This window comes from Methyloversatilis sp. RAC08, from assembly GCF_001713355.1.
GTDB lineage: Bacteria > Pseudomonadota > Gammaproteobacteria > Burkholderiales > Rhodocyclaceae > Methyloversatilis.
In genome coordinates, this window is record NZ_CP016448.1 from 1,627,462 (window position 1) to 1,645,841 (window position 18,380).

Annotated in this window: 20 protein-coding genes; 14 read left to right on the forward strand and 6 right to left on the reverse strand. The window is 64.9% G+C overall.

Annotated elements, in window-relative coordinates; all coding sequences use genetic code 11:
• The first annotated feature begins 16 nt into the window (after positions 1-16).
• The 11 genes from BSY238_RS07480 to BSY238_RS07530 all read left to right on the forward strand — a co-directional run bounded on the left by BSY238_RS07480 (position 17) and on the right by BSY238_RS07530 (position 8,959).
• Positions 17-400 (forward strand): ArsR/SmtB family transcription factor, encoded by a 384-nt coding sequence (locus BSY238_RS07480; protein ID WP_069038577.1) that lies wholly within the window; start codon positions 17-19, stop codon positions 398-400.
• A gap of 2 nt (positions 401-402) precedes the next feature.
• On the forward strand, positions 403-1,734 hold the full coding sequence (gene soxC, locus BSY238_RS07485) for a sulfite dehydrogenase (RefSeq protein WP_069038578.1): 1,332 nt from the start codon (positions 403-405) through the stop codon (positions 1,732-1,734).
• Positions 1,718-2,746: a c-type cytochrome gene (locus BSY238_RS07490; RefSeq protein WP_069038579.1), complete on the forward strand. Its 1,029-nt coding sequence runs from the start codon at positions 1,718-1,720 to the stop codon at positions 2,744-2,746. Before soxC ends, BSY238_RS07490 begins: the two co-directional genes overlap by 17 nt.
• Positions 2,747-2,757: 11 nt before the next feature.
• Positions 2,758-3,228, forward strand: coding sequence for a thiosulfate oxidation carrier protein SoxY (gene soxY, locus BSY238_RS07495; RefSeq protein WP_083223959.1), 471 nt, complete (start codon positions 2,758-2,760; stop codon positions 3,226-3,228).
• Positions 3,229-3,278: 50 nt separating this feature from the next.
• Positions 3,279-3,590, forward strand: a complete 312-nt coding sequence (soxZ, locus tag BSY238_RS07500; RefSeq protein WP_069040537.1) for a thiosulfate oxidation carrier complex protein SoxZ — start codon at positions 3,279-3,281, stop codon at positions 3,588-3,590.
• 91 nt (positions 3,591-3,681) lie between these two features.
• Positions 3,682-4,488 (forward strand): sulfur oxidation c-type cytochrome SoxA, encoded by an 807-nt coding sequence (soxA, locus tag BSY238_RS07505; RefSeq protein ID WP_069038580.1) that lies wholly within the window; start codon positions 3,682-3,684, stop codon positions 4,486-4,488.
• A 10-nt stretch (positions 4,489-4,498) separates the two neighbouring features.
• Entirely contained in the window at positions 4,499-5,146 is a 648-nt protein-coding gene (gene soxX / locus BSY238_RS07510) for a sulfur oxidation c-type cytochrome SoxX (protein WP_083223960.1), read from the forward strand.
• 7 nt (positions 5,147-5,153) lie between these two features.
• Complete coding sequence (gene soxB, locus BSY238_RS07515; protein ID WP_069038581.1) at positions 5,154-6,878, forward strand: thiosulfohydrolase SoxB; 1,725 nt, start codon at positions 5,154-5,156, stop codon at positions 6,876-6,878.
• A 73-nt stretch (positions 6,879-6,951) separates the two neighbouring features.
• Positions 6,952-7,854 carry an MBL fold metallo-hydrolase gene (locus BSY238_RS07520; RefSeq protein WP_223300311.1) on the forward strand — a complete coding sequence of 301 codons (903 nt, stop codon included), beginning with the start codon at positions 6,952-6,954 and terminating at the stop codon, positions 7,852-7,854.
• Positions 7,851-8,336 carry a thioredoxin fold domain-containing protein gene (locus BSY238_RS07525; protein WP_069038583.1) on the forward strand — a complete coding sequence of 162 codons (486 nt, stop codon included), beginning with the start codon at positions 7,851-7,853 and terminating at the stop codon, positions 8,334-8,336. Before BSY238_RS07520 ends, BSY238_RS07525 begins: the two co-directional genes overlap by 4 nt.
• Complete coding sequence (locus tag BSY238_RS07530) at positions 8,333-8,959, forward strand: class I SAM-dependent methyltransferase (protein WP_069038584.1); 627 nt, start codon at positions 8,333-8,335, stop codon at positions 8,957-8,959. The genes BSY238_RS07525 and BSY238_RS07530 overlap by 4 nt, the downstream gene beginning before the upstream one ends.
• Before the next feature lie 2 nt (positions 8,960-8,961).
• Here BSY238_RS07530 and BSY238_RS07535 read toward each other — a convergent pair whose 3' ends face one another.
• Complete coding sequence (locus BSY238_RS07535) at positions 8,962-9,264, reverse strand: hypothetical protein (RefSeq protein WP_069038585.1); 303 nt, start codon at positions 9,262-9,264, stop codon at positions 8,962-8,964.
• A gap of 29 nt (positions 9,265-9,293) precedes the next feature.
• Positions 9,294-10,382, reverse strand: a complete 1,089-nt coding sequence (gene apbC, locus BSY238_RS07540) for an iron-sulfur cluster carrier protein ApbC (protein WP_069038586.1) — start codon at positions 10,380-10,382, stop codon at positions 9,294-9,296.
• A 174-nt stretch (positions 10,383-10,556) separates the two neighbouring features.
• Here apbC and metG point away from each other — a divergent pair, with 174 nt between their 5' ends.
• The 3 genes from metG (at position 10,557) to BSY238_RS07555 (ending at position 13,580) form a co-directional block, all read left to right on the forward strand.
• Complete coding sequence (gene metG / locus BSY238_RS07545) at positions 10,557-12,692, forward strand: methionine--tRNA ligase (RefSeq protein ID WP_069038587.1); 2,136 nt, start codon at positions 10,557-10,559, stop codon at positions 12,690-12,692.
• A gap of 2 nt (positions 12,693-12,694) precedes the next feature.
• The gene (locus tag BSY238_RS07550) at positions 12,695-13,012 is read left to right on the forward strand and encodes an acylphosphatase (RefSeq protein ID WP_069038588.1); all 318 of its coding nucleotides are present in this window, start codon (positions 12,695-12,697) and stop codon (positions 13,010-13,012) included.
• A gap of 121 nt (positions 13,013-13,133) precedes the next feature.
• Entirely contained in the window at positions 13,134-13,580 is a 447-nt protein-coding gene (locus BSY238_RS07555) for a hypothetical protein (RefSeq protein WP_069040539.1), read from the forward strand.
• On the opposite strand, the gene BSY238_RS07560 is transcribed toward BSY238_RS07555, so the two are convergent.
• The 4 genes from BSY238_RS07560 to BSY238_RS07575 form a co-directional block, all read right to left on the reverse strand.
• On the reverse strand, positions 13,581-14,822 hold the full coding sequence (locus BSY238_RS07560; RefSeq protein ID WP_069038589.1) for a Coenzyme F420 hydrogenase/dehydrogenase, beta subunit C-terminal domain: 1,242 nt from the start codon (positions 14,820-14,822) through the stop codon (positions 13,581-13,583).
• A gap of 177 nt (positions 14,823-14,999) precedes the next feature.
• On the reverse strand, positions 15,000-15,965 hold the full coding sequence (locus BSY238_RS07565; RefSeq protein WP_069038590.1) for an AAA family ATPase: 966 nt from the start codon (positions 15,963-15,965) through the stop codon (positions 15,000-15,002).
• A gap of 117 nt (positions 15,966-16,082) precedes the next feature.
• On the reverse strand, positions 16,083-17,939 hold the full coding sequence (locus tag BSY238_RS07570) for a serine/threonine protein kinase (protein ID WP_069038591.1): 1,857 nt from the start codon (positions 17,937-17,939) through the stop codon (positions 16,083-16,085).
• A 147-nt stretch (positions 17,940-18,086) separates the two neighbouring features.
• Entirely contained in the window at positions 18,087-18,281 is a 195-nt protein-coding gene (locus BSY238_RS07575; protein WP_069038592.1) for a hypothetical protein, read from the reverse strand.
• Positions 18,282-18,380: the final 99 nt, after the last annotated feature.

Genomic DNA, 18,380 nt, shown 5'->3' on the forward strand with positions numbered 1-18,380 from the left:
AAGACGAGGAGCAGCTGTGGATTACGATCCCGAGCTGGACAAGGTTTTTGAGTCGGTGGCCGATTACTTCGGACTGCTGGCCGAACCTGCAAGACTGAAAATCCTGCACTGCCTGTGCGACGGCGAACGTTCGGTTGCCGATGTCGTCGATCAGTCCGGTCTGAGCCAGACCAACACCTCCCGCCACCTCAACATGCTGTACCGCGCCGGCATCGTCGGCCGGCGCAAGGATGGCGCCATGGTGTTCTACAAGCTCATCGACCCCAATTTCCCGTCGATCTGCCGCACCGTCTGCATCCAGATTGCCTCCGGCAACTCGCTCAACATGCCACACCGGCCCAGCAAGGCATCGCTGAAGAAGGTGGGCAAGTCGCTCGAACTCGCGTCCGAACAGGAGTAAGCATGTCCCAGATCACCCGCCGCCCCGGGCGCATCCAGCGCGCACCGGAAGGCTTCCTGTCGCCGGAGCAGATAAGGGAAGTATCCGCCGGGCGTCGCGACTTCCTGCGCACAGCGTTTGCCAGTGCCAGCCTCGCCGTTGCAGGAACGTCTGCTGCACGGGCCGCCGATGGCGATCCGGCCATCCTGACACTGCCCGAGCACAGCACCACGCTGGGCCGTCCGGTCGCCGAACGTCCGTACGGGGCGCCATCACAGTTCGAAGCCGGCCTGCGTCGCCGCGAAAGCCCCGGACTGACCCGCGTGGCCGGATCGTCGGTATCGTTCTCGCCGCTGCAGGGCCTGTTCGGCATCATCACGCCGTCAGGCCTGCATTTCGAGCGCCACCATCAGGGCTGGCATGACATCGACCCGGCGCGTCACCGTCTGATGATCAACGGCCTGGTGAAGGAAGCCCGCGTCTACACGATGGACGACCTGATGCGCCTGCCGTCGGTGTCACGCATCCACTTCATCGAATGTGGCGCCAATACCGGCATGGAATGGGGCAATGTAGCCGTGCCGACCGTGCAGTACTCGCACGGCATGCTGTCCTGTTCGGAGTTCACCGGCGTGCCGTTGTCGGTTCTGCTCGACGATTGCGGCATCGATCGCAAGCGCGCGAAGTTCGTGCTGGCCGAAGGCGCTGACGGATCGAGCATGACCCGCACGATATCGCTCGACCGCGCACTGGACGACGTACTGGTCGCCTGGGGCCAGAACGGCGAAATGCTGCGCCCGGAAAACGGCTATCCGCTGCGCCTGGTCGTGCCCGGCGTCCAGGGCGTGTCGTGGGTCAAGTGGCTGCGCCGCATCGAAGTCGGCGACCAGCCATGGGCCACCAAGGACGAAGCTGTTCACTACATCGACCTGATGCCCGATGGCACGCACCGCCAATACACCTCGATCCAGGAATGCAAGTCGGTCATCACGACGCCGTCCGGCGGCCAGACCCTGCTCGACAAGGGCTTCCACAACATCACCGGTCTTGCCTGGTCGGGCCGCGGCAAGGTGAAGCGGGTTGACGTGTCGGTCGATGGCGGCCGCAACTGGCGCACCGCGCGGCTTGAAACGCCGGTGCTGTCGAAGGCGCTGACCCGCTTCAACATCGACTGGGTGTGGGACGGCAGCCCTGCCATCCTGCAGTCGCGCGCCATCGACGAAACCGGTTACGTGCAGCCCACCTATGCACAGTTGCGCGCGGTGCGCGGCACGCGGTCGATCTATCACAACAACGCCATCCAGTCGTGGAAACTGGCGGACAGCGGAGACGTGAGCAATGTCCAGGTTTTCTGAACTTCTCCTCGCAAGCTGCCTGATTGCAGCCACCGCCTGCGCCTCGGCCACCAGCAGTTTTCCGGGTGTCGGCCGGGCGGCGACCGCGGCCGAAGTCAAGGCGTGGGACATCGATGTGCGCCCCGATTTCAAGGGCCTGCCACCCGGCAAGGGGTCGGTGGATCAGGGCATCGAACTGTGGGAGGCCAAATGCACGGCCTGTCACGGCAGTTTCGGCGAAAGCAACGAGGTGTTCACCCCGCTGGTCGGCGGCACGACGAAGGAAGACATCGAAACCGGCCGTGTCGGCGCCTACATCCGGCAGGACGCGCCGCAACGCAGCACGCTGATGAAGGTGCCGACGCTGTCGACGCTGTGGGACTACATCAACCGCGCCATGCCGTGGAATGCTCCGAAGTCGCTCAGCCCGGACGAGGTGTACGCGGTGCTCGCCTACCTGCTGCATCTGGGCGAAATCGTGCCGGCCGACTTCACGCTGTCGGACAAGAACATTGCCGAGGTGCAGCAACGCATGCCGAACCGCAACGGCATGACGACCAGACATGGCATGTGGGACATCAAGGGCAAGCCTGACGTGAAGAACGTGGCCTGCATGAAGAACTGCAAGACGCAGATCACGATGGGCTCGAGCCTGCCCGATTACGCACGCGACGCACACGGCAATCTCGCCGATCAGAACCGGGTGATCGGCGCCGTACGCGGGCAGCGGACCACCGAGGGCGCCGGCAGCGGTGTCGCAGCGCCCGCGCCACACCCGGCACTGGAACTGATGAAGAAGAGCGGTTGCAGTGGCTGTCACGGCATCGCCAGCAAGCTACTCGGGCCGTCCTTTCGCGATGTCGCAAAGCGCTACAAGGACGACAAGGGGGCAGAATCGCAGCTCATCGGCCGTGTCAAGGCAGGTGGCGGCGGCACGTGGGGCGATGTGGCAATGCCGCCCCAGGCGCATGTCAGCGACGCGGACACGGCTGCGTTGATCAAATGGATATTGTCGGGCTCGCCCGAAAACTGAGGAGGAAACGGATGAACACGCAGCGAAGGGAAGTCCTGAAGAGCGGCAGCGCGGCCGGATTGTTCGGCCTGCTGGTGGCCGCCGGCCTGATCACGACCCAGCAGGCGCAGGCTGCCGGATGGGACAAGCCGGCGTTCGAAGCCAAGGCGATGGAGGAGGCGCTCAAGGCGCTGGGTGCCGGAAAGCCGGCCGATTCGAAGGATGTACAGATCAGCGGCCCCGACATTGCCGAGAACGGCGCGGTGGTGCCGGTCGGCGTCAAGAGCGCGCTCGCCGACACCGAATTCATCGCCATCCTGATCGAGAAGAACCCGAGCATGCTGGCTGCCAGCTTCACATTGCCGGCCGGCACGATGGCTGACGTGAGCACCCGCGTGAAGATGGGCCAGACCTCGAATGTGTTCGCACTGGTCAAGGCCGGCGGCAGCTTCTACATGGTGTCCAAGGAAATCAAGGTGACGCTGGGCGGTTGCGGCGGCTGATCGCGGTCGGCAATTCGTTCACATCCCACGCACAACCCAAGGAGCAAGACATGGCAGGTCCGATGCGCATCCGCGCCGCCAGCAATGGCACTGAAACCGAAGTGAAAGTATTGATGAGCCACGACATGGAAACCGGCCAGCGCAAGGACGCGTCCGGCGCCCTGGTCCCGGCCCATCACATCACCGAGCTGACGGCCACCCACAACGGCCGCGTCGTGCTGGCCGCCCAGTTCGGCCCGGCGGTATCGAAGAACCCTTACCTGCAGTTCAAGTTTGCCGGCGGCGCCAAGGGCGACAAGGTCAGCGTGAGCTGGGTGGACAACAAGGGCGACAAGCGCACCGACGAAGTCGTCGTGGCCTGAACCCCGCTCGTCGTTGCATCGAGGATCGACCCGAAGCAGGCCGGTCCCGTCATCAGCCAGGTCATTCCGTCAAGGACTGGAGGAAGAGATCATGAAGAACAGCACATACGCTGCCTGCGTTGCCGCGTCCGCGCTCATGTTTGCCACGCCGGTGCTGGCAGACGCCACTGCCGAGGGCATTGCCAAGTACCGCGAGGCGCTGGCCGAGGGCAATCCGGCCGAGTTGTGGGAAATGCGCGGCGAGGAGTTGTGGAAGGAGGCGCGCGGCCCGAAGAAGGCCACACTCGAAAAGTGTGATCTCGGCCAGGGGCCGGGCGTCGTCAAGGGCGCCTTCGTCACGCTGCCGCGCCATTTCGCCGACACCGGCCGCGTGCAGGATCTGGAATCCCGCCTGTTGACCTGCATGGAAACGCTGCAGGGCATTCCGGCCGACGAGGTGGCCAAGACGCCGTTCGGCAAGGGTGAACAGAAGAACATCGAGGCGCTGGTCGCGTGGATATCAGCCGAATCGCGCGGCATGAAGTTCAACCTGCCGATGGCGCACCCGGAGGAAAAGCGCATGTACGAAATCGGCAAACGCGCCTTCAATTATCGCGGCGGCACACACGATTTCGGCTGCGTCACCTGTCATGGCGAAGATGGCAAGCGCATTCGCCTGCAGGATCTGCCCAACCTGACCAAGGGCCCGGACGCCGCGCGCGGCTTCGGATCGTGGCCGGCCTACCGGGTGTCGTCGGGCGAGTTGTGGAGCATGCAGCGGCGGCTCAACGACTGCTTCCGCCAGCAGCGTTTCCCGTATCCGGTGTACGGCTCGGACGTGACCATCGCCCTGTCGAGCTATCTGGGCGTGACCGCAAATGGCACGGTCGAAAGCATCGCCCCGGCCATCAAGCGTTAAGGAGAGCACGATGAATATCCGCATCCGCCAGGGCGCAATCGCGCTCGCCGTGCTGGCCACGCTAGCCACTGTCGCAGGCTGCGCCGGCACCGGCGCGCCCACCGTCTCCTCAGCCGATTACGACAAGGACGCCGCGGCGGTCATGGCCGCATCCTTCCGCGAACAGGGCATCGTCAAGACCGATCGCCTGACGCAGGACGAAGTCATGGTCGCCTGCTCGAAATTCGGGCACAGCCTCGACGACGAACTGCGCGAACGATTCCAGGCAGCGGCGCTCGCCGAGGTGAAGTGGCCGTCCGACGGCAAGTACATCGGCGACTGGAAGGAAGGCGAAAAGATCGCGCAGAGCGGTCGCGGCCTGACCTGGACCGACAAGGCCGGTGAAGCCAACGGCGGCAATTGCTACAACTGCCACCGCATCACGAAGAAGGAAATTTCGTACGGCACCATCGGCCCCAGCCTGTACCAGTACGGCAAGGTGCATGGCAACACGGAATCCACGCAGAAGTATGTGTGGGCCAAGATCTGGAATCCGAACGCCTACAGCGCCTGCACCAACATGCCCCGCTTCGGCACGCACGGCATCCTGGACGAAAAGCAGATCCGCCACATCGTGGCGCTGCTGCTCGACCCGAAGTCGCCGGTCAACGCGGAGTGATGGCCCGATGAGCATGAATCGCCGCGAATTCCTGCAGGTGCTGGCGGCCGCCAGCGCCGGCGGCATGGCCCTGCATGGCAACTTCGCCCACGCTGCGAGCGCGGCTGGGCAGATGTACGAACTGCCGCGCTTCGGCAACGTGAGCCTGCTGCATTTCACCGACTGCCACGCGCAGCTGATGCCCATCCACTTCCGCGAACCGGACGTGAATCTGGGCATCGGCGACATGATGGGTCGGCCACCGCATCTGGTCGGCGAAAAGCTGCTGAAGCAGTTCGGCATCGCGCCGGGCAGTGCGCAGGCGCACGCCTTCACCTGCCTCGACTTCTCGCAGGCGGCGAAGACCTATGGCAAGGTCGGCGGCTTCGCCCACCTCGCCACGCTGGTCAAGCGCATGAAGGCGAGCCGGCCGGGCGCGCTGCTGCTTGACGGCGGCGACACCTGGCAGGGCTCCGGCCTGTCGCTGTGGACGAAGGGGCAGGACATGGTCGACGCCTGCAAGCTGCTCGGCGTCGACGTCATGACCGGCCACTGGGAATTCACCTATGGCGCGGAGCGGGTGAAACAGATCGTCGACGGCGATTTCGCCGGCAAGATCGATTTCGTTGCACAGAACGTCAAAACAACCGACTTCGGCGACCAGGTATTTCCGCCCTTCGTCATCAAGCCGATCAACGGCGTGCCGGTGGCCATCATCGGCCAGGCCTTTCCCTACACACCGATCGCCAACCCGCGCTACTTCACGCCGGACTGGAGTTTCGGCATCAATGACGAAAGCCTGCAGGAACACGTCGATGCCGCGCGCACCAAGGGCGCGCAGGTGGTGGTCGTGCTGTCGCACAACGGCATGGATGTCGACATCAAGATGGCCTCCAGGGTGCGCGGTGTCGATGCCATCCTCGGCGGGCACACGCACGACGGCGTGCCGGCCCCGGTCATCGTGAAGAACGGCGGCGGCCAGACCCTGGTCACCAATGCAGGTTCGAACGGCAAATTCCTCGGCGTGCTCGACTTCGACGTCAAGGGCGGCAAGGTGTCGGACTTCCGCTACCACCTGCTGCCGGTGTTTTCCAACCTGATCCAGCCGGACGCCGACATGGCGTCGCTGATTGCGAAGCTGCGGGCACCGCACGAAGCGAAACTGAATGAAAAGCTCGCGGTGACCGAAGGCCTGCTGTATCGCCGCGGCAACTTCAACGGCAGTTTCGACCAGCTCATCCTCGACGGCCTGATGAAGATGAAGGACGCAGAAATCGCGTTCTCGCCCGGCTTCCGCTGGGGGACCAGCCTGCTGCCGGGCGACCCGATCACGATGGAAAACCTGCTCGACCAGACCGCAATCACCTATCCGTACACGACGCTGACGCCGATGACCGGCGAATTCATCAGGACGGTGCTGGAGGACGTCTGCGACAACCTGTTCAACCCTGATCCCTACTATCAGCAGGGCGGCGACATGGTGCGCGTCGGCGGTCTGCAGTACCGCTGCGACCCGAACGCGAGAATGGGCAGCCGCATCACTGCGATGTCGCTTGGCGGCAAGCCGATCGAGGCGTCGAAAACCTATCGCGTCGCGGGCTGGGCGCCGGTGTCGGAAGAGGCGAAGAACGCCGGCGGCGAACCGATCTGGGATCTGATGGCGCGCTATCTGCGCGATGTGAAAACCATCAAGCCGGTCAAGCTGAACCTGCCCGAACTGCAGGGTGTGGCCGGCAACCCGGGCATGGCCTGACATGCAGCTTTTGCGTCGTCCGTCGATGCGGACAATTCTCGCGACTTGCGCTGCCCTCCTTGCGCAATGGGCGATGGCGGGCGACGCATCTCTTGTTCATCCGGCGCTCAAGCCGATACAGGTCGGTACCCACAGCTGGTATGTACAGGGTGAGGCCGGTCCGGCCAGTCTGGCCAATGCGGGCTACAACTCCAATGCCGGCTTCGTCGTCACCGGCGACGGGGTGGTCGTGATCGATGCGCTCGGCACCCCCGCGCTGGGCGAGGCGCTGATCGCCGCCATCCGCCGCGTGACCGACCAGCCGATCCGTCGCGTACTGGTCACGCATTACCACGCCGATCATTTCTACGGCCTGCAGGCGTTCAAGGCGGTCGGTGCCGAAGTGTGGGCGCACCGCAGCGGTCGCGAGTACATCGAAGGCGAGGAAGGCCGGGCGCGGCTGGAACAGCGGCGGCGCGATCTCGACCCGTGGGTCGACGGCAAGACGCGGCTGATCACCGCCGACCTCTGGCTGGAGGGCGACACCAGCTTCCGCCTGGGTGACATCAGTTTCGAAATGATCCACATGGGGCCGGCACATGCACCGGACGACATGGTGGTCGTGGTACGCGAAGACGGCGTGATCTATTCCGGCGACATCCTGTTCATCGGCCGCATCCCCTTTGTCGGTGACGCCGACAGCAAACGCTGGCTCACGACGATGGACCGCCTGCTTGCGCTCAAGCCCGGCACGCTGGTCACCGGTCACGGCCCGGCGTCGACCGACCCGGCGCGCGACCTCGGCCTGACACGCGACTATCTGACCTATCTGCGCACCGAAATGGGTCGGGCGGTCAGCGACTTCATGCCGTTCGACGAAGCCTATGCGCGCACCGACTGGAGGCGCTGGGAAAAGATGCCGGCCTTCGACGCCGCCAACCGCGTCAACGCCTATGGCACTTATCTGCGCATGGAGCAGGAGGCGCTCGACAGATGACCGCGCGCGCATTCTTCGCCCTGTTGGCGCTTTTGCTGAGTCCGGTGCTGTTCGCCGCGCCGGTGCGCACCACCGGGCCGGCGCTGCCGACGTTGACGAATGCAGCAAAGGACGTGCGTGATGCCGGCAAGCCGGGCGTCGTGGTCATCGTGCTGTTCTCGCTGCCCGGCTGCCACTACTGCGAAGAAGTGCGCAGCCACTATCTGGCCCCGCTGGCGCGAGATGCCACCCAGCGCGGCCGGCTGATGATCCGCGAAGTCGACCTGAACAGCGCACGCAAGCTGATCGACTTCGACGGCAGCCACACGACGCAGGCCGCATTCGCGCAACGCATGAAGGTGCAGTTCGCGCCGACCGTGCTGTTCCTCGACGCCGACGGCCGGCAAGTCGCTTCGCCGCTGGTCGGTGCCGGCAAGGCCGACTTCTACGGCGCTTACCTCGATGACGCCATCGCGATCGGTGTCAAGGCGGCCACTCGATGAACGACGATACGAAAAACCACTGGGAAGACGTCTATGCCCGCAGGACTCCCGACAGCGTGAGCTGGTTCCAGCCGCACGCGGAGCATTCGCTGGATCTGATCGCCCGCACCGGCCTCACGCACGATGCCGCAATCATCGACGTCGGCGGCGGCGCATCGACCCTGGTCGACGATCTGCTGGCGCGTGGCTATCACGACCTCACCGTGCTCGACCTCTCCGCTGCCGCGCTCGATGCGGCGCAGGCACGGCTTGGCGACGACGCCCGACGGGTTCGCTGGTTAGAGGCGGACATCACGGAAGTCGCTCTGCCTGCGCAGCGCTACGACCTCTGGCACGACCGAGCGGTCTTCCACTTCCCGACCGATGCCGCGCAGCGGCAGGCCTATGTCGAACGGGTGCTGCGCGCGGTGAAACCCGGCGGCCACGTCATCGTCGCCACCTTCGCCGAGGACGGGCCGGATCGCTGCAGCGGCCTGCCGGTGATGCGCTACGGCGCCGACACGCTGCACGCCGAATTCGGCGTGCCCTTCGAGCTGCTAGAACACAGCCGCGAAACCCATCACACGCCGGGCGGCGCGGTGCAGCAGTTCGTCTATTGCTATTGCCGGCGCTCGGCAAGCTGACCTTACTTGAACTTGTAGTACCGCTGGTTCAGATAGGCCGCGACATGCGCCTCATCGTCGGGAAACCAGCCGGTATTCAGCTGCGAATTGCACACGCTGACCTGGGTGGCGAGCTGGGCCAGAGAATTCACCCGCCGGTCCTTGCGCAGATAGATCTGCGATCCGTCGCCACCCAGTTTCTCCACATGGCAGTTCTCGCACTGCGCCTCGACCACCAGTTCGCCACCCTTTGCCGGATCGGCGGCCTGAACTGCCGCGGCAGGGATACAACAGCATGCAGCGAGCAACAGCGCGTTCGGCCTCATGACGGCTTGCCTCCGGGTGAATCTTGCGGTCAGGTGTTCTGCACCACGATGCTGGGGAATTTTGCGCTCATGTCCTTGCCCTTGTCGGCGATCTTGACCGCCACCTTGCGCGCGATGTCGCGATAGATTTCGGCCACGCGGCCGTCCGGGTCGGACACCACGGTCGGCTTGCCGGAATCTGCCTGTTCGCGGATCTGCATCGCCAGCGGCAGCGAGCCCAGCACGTCCAGACCATAGTCGGCCGCCATGCGCGCACCGCCGCCTTCGCCGAAGATGTGTTCTTCGTGGCCGCACTTCGAACAGGTGTGGATGCTCATGTTTTCCACGATACCGAGGATGGGGATGCCGACCTTCTCGAACATCTTCAATCCCTTGCGTGCATCCAGCAGTGCGATGTCCTGCGGCGTCGTGATGATGACGGCGCCGGTCACCGGCACCTTCTGCGCCAGCGTCAGCTGGATGTCGCCAGTGCCCGGCGGCATGTCGATCACCAGGTAATCGACGTCGTCCCAGCGCGTTTCGGTCAACAGCTGTTCCAGCGCCGACGTCACCATCGGGCCGCGCCACACCATCGGTGTTTCGACATCGATCAGGAAGCCGATCGACATCGCCTGGATACCGTAGGCCATCATCGGGCTGAGGGACTTGCCGTCCGGAGAATCCGGGCGGCCCGTGATGCCCAGCATCTGCGGTTGCGACGGACCATAGATGTCGGCGTCGAGCAGACCGACCGTCGCGCCTTCGGCAGCCAGCGCGAGCGCAAGATTTACCGCGGTGGTGCTCTTGCCGACACCGCCCTTGCCGGACGCCACAGCGATGATGTTCTTCACGCCGGGCAGCAGCTTCACGCCGCGCTGCACCGTGTGCGACACGATCTTCTGCGTCATGCTGACGCTGACATTGCCGACACCCGGAATGGCGCGCAGCACGGCGATGGCCATCCGGCGCAGGTGATCCATCTGGCTCTTCGCCGGATAGCCCAGTTCGATGTCGACCGATACGTCGACGCCATCGACGCGGATGTTCCGCGCGCTGCGCGTAGTAATGAAATCCTTGCCGGTATTGGGATCGATCAGTTCCTTGAGCGCACTCTGGACCTGGGCTTCGCTGATGGACATATGAACTCCGAACGGCGGTGTGCCCACCGGGCCGCGTCATGCGGCGCCGCTGCAGGCAATACCTGATTGATTTACTCCAGTTTAACCGATCATCGCGGTCCGTATCCCGGAAGCCCGTGCTCGGGCAGTAGAATTGCGGGCTTTCCTGCTTTGGCTTCCACTTCGCCGCCCGCCATGTCCCGCCGCCTGCTCGTTACCAGCGCCCTGCCCTACGCCAATGGCGCCATCCACCTCGGTCATCTGGTCGAATACATCCAGACCGATATCTGGGTGCGCTTCCAGCGCATGCGCGGCCATGAGGTGCATTACGTCGGCGCCGACGATCAGCACGGCACGCCCATCATGCTGCGCGCCGAAAAGGAAGGCATCACGCCGCGCCAGCTGGTCGAGCGCGTGCTGCACGAACACGCGCGCGACTTCTTCGGCGGACTGCCTGCCCGCAGCGACGCCGGCGACCTCGGTGGCTTCCTGATCAGTTTCGACAACTATCACCAGACCGATTCGGACGAGAACCGCGCCTTCTGCGAAGACATCTACGCCAAGCTGAAGGCGGCCGACCTGATCGCCCAGCGCTCGGTCGAGCAGTTCTACGACCCGGTGAAGGAAATGTTCCTGCCCGACCGCTTCATCAAGGGCGAGTGCCCGAAGTGTTCGGCCAAGGACCAGTATGGCGACTCGTGCGAAGTGTGCGGCGCCACCTACGCGCCGACCGAACTGAAGAACGCGTATTCGGTGGTGTCCGGCGCCACACCCGAGCGGCGCGCCAGCGAGCACCACTTCTTCCGCCTGTCGGCGCCGCAGTGCGAGCAGTTCCTGCGTGACTTCACGCAGGGCTCGAACCGGCTGCAGAACGAAGCCGCCAACAAGATGAAGGAATGGCTGGGCGAGCCGGGCGACAACCGCCTGTCCGACTGGGACATTTCCCGCGACGCGCCCTATTTCGGCTTCCGCATCCCTGGCACCGACAACAAGTTCTTCTACGTCTGGCTCGATGCGCCGGTCGGCTACTTCGGCAGCTTCCGCAACTACGTGGCGAAGCAGCAGGCGCTGGGCCGCGACATCAGCGAGGTGGACTTCCTCGATGCCGCGGGCGCGAAGGCGGCCGGCACCGAGATGGTTCACTTCATCGGCAAGGACATCCTGTACTTCCACGCCCTGTTCTGGCCCGCCATGCTCGAACACTCCGGCTACCGCACGCCGACCCAGATCAACGCGCACGGCTTCCTCACCGTGAATGGCGAGAAGATGAGCAAGAGCCGCGGCACCTTCATCACCGCGCAGAGCTATCTCGACCTCGGCCTGAATCCGGAATGGCTGCGCTACTACTACGCCGCCAAACTCAACGGCTCGATGGAGGACATCGACCTGAACCTCGACGATTTCGTCGCGCGGGTCAATTCGGATCTGGTGGGCAAGTACATCAACATCGCGAGCCGCTGCGCGGGGTTCATCACGAAGCGCTTCGGCGGCAGGCTGTCGGCGCCGACCGTGCCTTTTCACTGGCATGAGGTGTCGATCCGCGACGCCTACGAGTCACGCGACTACGCGCGTGCGCTGCGCGAAGTCATGGCCTGCGCCGATCAGGCCAACGTGTTCGTCAATGACCATGCACCCTGGGTGCTCGCCAAGCACGACGGTCAGGACGAAAAGCTGCAGTCCGTGTGCAGCACCGCGCTGGAACTGTTCCGCCAGCTCACCGTGCTGCTCAAGCCGGTGCTTCCGCATCTGGCTGCCGAGGTCGAGCGCTTCCTGAACATCGAACCGTTGGTCTGGGACGATTTCGGCAGCACGCTGGCCCCCGGCCATAGCATCAATGAGTACAAGCACCTGATGACCCGCATCGACCCCAAGCAGGTCATCGCGCTGGTCGACGCCAACAAGGAAACCCTCGTGAGCACGCAAGCCCCCGTACCCACTGCCGAGCCGGTGAAGAAGCCCGAAACCGCGGCCACCGCACCGACGACCGCAGCCAGCCATATTTCGATCGACGATTTTTCGAAGGTCGAACTGCGCATCGCGAAAATCGTCGCCGCCGAGCATGTCGAGGGCGCTGACAAGCTGCTGCGCCTGCAGCTGGACATCGGCGAAGCCGCGCCGCGCCAGGTATTCGCCGGCATCAAGTCGGCCTACGACCCGGCGCTGCTGGTCGGCCGGCTGACCGTCATGGTGGCCAATCTCGCGCCGCGCAAGATGAAGTTCGGCATGAGCGAGGGCATGGTGCTGGCGGCGTCCGACGACACCGGCGAAGTGCCGGGCCTGTTCATCCTGTCGCCGGACAGCGGTGCGGCGCCGGGCATGCGCGTCAAATAGGCGTGAACGAGCGCGAGATCGAGGCGCTGCACTTCGCCATCCGCGGGCGGGTGCAGGGCGTGGGTTTCCGCTACGCCATGATCAACGAGGCGCGCCGGCTCGGCGTAACAGGCTGGGTGCGCAACCGGCGCGACGGTTCGGTCGAGGCTTTCGCCTGCGGCGTGCCGGCAGCGCTCGATGCGCTCGTTGCCTGGGCCGAGCGCGGCCCGGCGGGCGCGCGGGTCGATGAATGTCTGATTGCGCCGATCGCTGCCGACAGTGCACTGCACGACTTCTTGCAACGCCCTACCGTCGGCGATCCGCTGTCGAAAACCGACTGAAAGCACGTTCTTTTGGTGCACTGCCGCCATGGCAGTGCGTCAAGACATTCCTCAGACACAGGTCTAGTCTCTTCAACAGGCGCGCACATGGACGCAACCCACTTCTGTGGAGGAGACAATCATGCTGCCAATGGAGGAAGCGTGTTTTAGCGCCGTGTTGCGCGCCTGCCAGGATCACGCCGACGCATTGCTTGCGCGCGGCGACCCGCCCCGACCGACCGCTCTGATGGCGCACATCGAGCACGGTCGCATCCGCAGCGCAGCACTCGCCCACATGGACATGCTGGACGAGGTCGCGGTGACCCGCTTCGTGCAGGAAACAGTCGCTCACCCGGACATCGATGTGGTGGGCCTGAGCTGCCTGATGCAGCTGGCCGAATTCGATGACGAAGAACCCGACCAGCCACCGGTCACGCGCGACATCGTGGTGATCTATCTGGTGTCGAAGGAGCGCGAAACCTGGGTCGCCAACGATATCGACCTCGAAACCGGCTGCCTGATGCGGGGCGAACTCGACCTCACGCGGGGCAGCCGCACCTTCCTGATCGACCCGATGACGCTGCACTGATCAGCCGGCATCCTCCCTGCCCGATGCATGGGTGTCCCGCTCGACCGGCAATTCGGTCGGCACCGGCGTCAGCGCGTACGGCGCGACCAGCTTCCAGATGTGCGCCGGCACCATGCTCTTCAGCCGTTGCGGCATTTCGCGCCGCAGGTGGATGACGGTTTCGACCGCCTTCATTTCGACCCGGGCACGCGCGAATTCCAGCCCCTTGGGACCGACTCGCGGCATCAGCCAGCCGACGATGGGGCGCAACCATTGCGGCATGCGGCGCAGCGGCAGACCGCCCGCGGCGCGCTCCACATTGGCGAGGAAGCCCTTGACCGGTCCCTGCCGCTTGCCCGCACTGCCCGGTGCGCGCGTCACCACTTCGTCGCCGAGCAGGCCCAGCAGTTCTTCGCCGCGTTCGTTGCGCACCAGCAACCACTGTTCGCCCTCGCCGCCCATGTAGCCGACCGTGATGTCGGCCAGCACATTGGTGTAATCGACACAGGTGCGACAGGTCAGCGGAAAGAAATCGTTCGGCAGTTGCGACAGCGGCAGCATCAGAAACGGGATGGCGCGCTTCGTACCGTCGCGGTAGCGCAGCTCGACGTGATAGTCGGCGCGGAACTCCAGATAGGTGATGTCGTCGGCAGCAACGTCGGTTTCACGCGCCAGCAGTTCGAGGAATTCGTGGAAACGCTCGGTGGTGGTGTTGTCCGAGCAGGGCGTGCCGATCACGTACAGCCTGTCGAAGCCCAGTTCGGCTTCGAGTGCGCGCAGCGCGTACACCTGACACGGAATGCCGATCACAGCCAGGCGCTTGTAGCCCTGCGCGCGTGCCGGCTCAAGCAGCGCAAGCAGCGGCGCATAGCCCATGCGCATGCCTCGACACTGCGCCATGCCTTCGGGTCGCGTGACCAGCACCGGCACCGGTCGCCAGCGATCATCCGGATCGGGCGCCATGGTCAGCACGGCGTCGACCGCGCCGGTTTCCAGCAGCCGTTCGGCGATGCGGGTGGTGATGCCGGTCCATTGCGCGTCGGCTCTGGCCGGTTTGAGTGCCGCACGGAGCATGCGGCGATGCGGCCCGAAGTGCACCTCGTCCGGTCGTTGCGGGTCGCGTGCGCGCCCGTGCACACGGGTTTCCAGATCAGGATAGTCCGGCTTGATGAACTGGCAGGCGCGGCCGCAGCGCTTGTCGTCGCTGCTGCGCGAAATGCCGCAATCGGTGCACAGATCTCGGCTGGCGGCCGGGCCGACCATCGGCCGCCATACGCCTGAGGATGAAGGCGCTCCGGCCGATGGGGCAGCGCTCGGCTGTGCGGCGTTCAGCGCTGGGAGACTCGGGTGGTTCATGCGCCAGCAGCGTACCAGAGCCCGCGAGCCGAGGGTCGGATGTCATTGCACCGCGCGCGGCCCGCAATTCAATGACAACAGCCCCTAGAAGCCGATCTTCTTCTGCCGTGTCGCGCGGCCGGCGTCCAGATCGGCCGGCAGCAGGTGGTCGCGCCGTTCCAGCTTGGCGTTGCCGAAGGCCGCCATCAGCACCTTGCGCATGTCACGCGGCGGCACACGGGCCAGACCGTCGATCACGTCCTCCGGCGCATCCTCGTCGAAGCCCCATTGATGGGCGGCAACAATCTCGCCGTACAGCGTGCGCGCAATCGCACAGGCCTGATCGTGATCCGGGCGCGGCACGGTATACACGTTCATGCGGCTCAGGATGGGCTCGGGAATCGAGCGCTCGTCATTCGCCGTGGACACCCACATGATGTGGCTGGCATCCATGTCGACCTCGATGAATTCGTCCTTGAACTGACGTGCGGTGTCCTGCTCCAGCAGGCCGTAAAGCGCACCCATCGGATCGTAGCGCGGGTCGCCACCGGCCTTGTCGACCTCGTCGAGCACCAGCAGCGGATTGGCGTAATCGCCGGACACCAGCGCCTGAGCGACCTTGCCGGGTCGCGCATGCGACCACTGTGAAGAAGTGCCGCTCAGTATCCAGCCGGCGGTCAGCGACGACATCGACACGAACTCGAAGCCGGTGCCCAACACGTTGGCGAGTTGCTTCGCGAAATGGGTCTTGCCGATGCCCGGCTCGCCGAGCAGCAGGATGGGCGTGAAATGCATCGGTTCGTTGCCGGCGACCGCCAGCGCGAGATAGCGTTTGAGGTCGTCCAGCACGGGTGCGAAATTCGGACAGCGGGCGTACAGCGGATCGAGCCCGTCGAACGACGAAGGCTTGACGACGTACCGCACGCCACCCAGCTGCTTCATCTTTTCGTAGTACGCCACCAGCGACTCGTTGCGCGATGTGGCACCCGATTCCATCGCCCGGTCCACCGCGCCAACGCTGTAGATTTCGCGGCATTCGGCCAATGGAATCTGAAACTCAGCCCCTTGCATGATTCGTCTCCCGATGTTGCTGCACCCACCTGAAGGTCTAACGTCGCGCGCCCCGGGAAGTTGAGTCGGGTCCGCAGGCGCATGGGTGACGCGTCATCCGATGCATCAACCGTGCCACTACTGCGGCGTCGGAACGATCAGCCGGGCAAGCGCGGCGAAGCGACTCGGTTGACCCAGTATCAGTTTCGCCAGTTCGTCCAGCCATTCGGTCCCGTTGTCTTCCGAGGGCGGCTGGTAATCGACGATGCCGAAACGTTCGACATTCTGCAAGGTCAGGCGCAGCGTCAGCCGGGTGTAATCAGCGTTCAGTTCGACCCGGCCGCGCACTTCGGGCGCGATATCGAACACCTGGGCGCGCAGGCGGTTCTGTTCGTCGCGCGAGGCCTGCTCCTCAAAGCGCAGACCGTGCTCGCGCAACGCAACGCGCAGCGCGCCGGCCGCCTGCGGCTCGCGCTCGCAGCGCATCAGGGCCTGACCCCGCAGCAGCCAGGCCAGCGATACGCGGGCCAGCTGATCCGGCGCCTCCGGACCACGATTGCGGGTATTGACGTCGGATGCCTGCCAGGCGAGTCCGCGCAGCACGCCCAGACCAAGCAGCGGATAGTCGCGCGCGATTTGCGGCTTGATCACGTTGAGTTGGCCGGCCAACTGCGTCAGGTAGTCGCGCACCAGCACAAGGCGGCCAGCGAGCGCCTGTTCCGCTTCGGTGCGCACCGCCCGCTCGCCGCGCTGCATCTGCGCGTTGTGCGTCCGGATGCGCTGCGCCTCTCCGGCAAGATCAGCCAGCAGCGACGACGCCGCAGAGGCCGGCGCAGCCGGCCCCGCGCCATTCGACGCTGCTGGCAGCGCAACACCCGCAGCGATCTCCGGTTCGTCGTGCAGCGTCGGGAAAGCCGGTCCCGGTGAAGTCACCTCGCGCAGCGGCTTCAGCCGGTTCTGCGAGGAGCCGTTGGACGCCACGCCGATCGATGGCGGTGCCGTACCGCGGGCCGAAAAGGCATCGATGTCCGCCGCCAGTGCCGCCAGCACGTCGTCGACCGGCTGTGCGGGCTTCTGCGACTGACCGCGACGCAGGCTTTCCGGGCCGTCCGCCACCTCCGTCACCTCGATCGCCCGCGGCGGCGGTTCAGCCGCCTTCAGCACCGTGGCCGCCACCGGTTCGAAGCGGATCCAGCGCAGCGCGTCGGCCAGCTCGGCGGCCGTCTGGAAGCGGTCGACCGGTGATTTCGCAAGCGCTTTCATCACCAGCAGATCGAGTTCGGGCGGCACGTCCGGGTCGATCGCACTGGGCGTGGGCGTGGGCACGTGGGCGATGTTCTCCAGTACGCTGGCCAGGGTGCCGGTGAGTGGCGAGCCGAAAGGTGGCCGGCCGGCCAGCATTTCGAACAGCAGCGCGCCGAGCGAAAACACGTCGGAGCGCGCATCGGGGACAAGCCCCTGAACCTGCTCGGGCGAAAGATACTGCGGCATCGCCGGCAAGGCATCCGGGGCCGGGGCGGGCAGCGCAAAGTCGGTCACCGACACATGACCGGCACCGTCGACCAGCAGGTTGGAGGCCTTCAGGCCGCCATGCGTGACGCCGTGGGCGTGTGCATGCGCCAGCGCGTCGGCGGTCTGCAGGCCGATGCTGCACACCCACTCGAAGGACAGGCGCGGCAGCGCATCGAGCAGTTGCCGCAGCGAACGCGCATCCACCCGGTCCATGACGACCCAGGGCGTGCCGTCATCGGCGCTGACTCCCTGTTCGATGATGCGCACGATGCATGGATGATTCAGCTGCGACGCGTGAAGGAGACGGTCGCCGAGCGCGCGGATGTAAGCCGGAACGTCATCTGCGAAATCCGTACGGAAAAGTTTCAGCGCAACCAGGCGACCGCTGCCTGCTTCGGTCGCCTCGAATACGGCGCCGCGCTCGCCACGGCCGATTTCACGCCCCAGCGCGTAGCGCCCCACCCTGCGCGGCGCATCAGTCATGCGCCACGCCCTGCGGGTTCAAGGATGGGAGGGGAATCAGCCGGCAGAAATCGTTAAAAAGAGTATCGCAACACATGTTTGCGATATTACCCAAGCTGCTGCCGATGCACACCCTCGCGCAGCGGCCCGGGTGGGCATTACGACAACTTATTCCTGCGAACGATAGATGTCGCGCAGAAACGCGTCGGGGTCGGACACGGCAGTGTGCGAGCGTGCAACCGGTGGGCGACGGCTGGCAAGCGCTGCTTCGGGCTGAGGCAACCAGCCTGCGTCGAGCACTTCATCGCCGTAGTCCTGATGGCGGCCAAGCGTCTTTCCGGTCATGAAATCAAACAGGTCCATGTCTCTCTTCCTGAACACACCGTCCATTGCCATCGGCTCGTGCCCCGGCGACTTGAGGGTTCCGTTCGCCGGTGACACACATTGTTTGCGGCTTCTTTC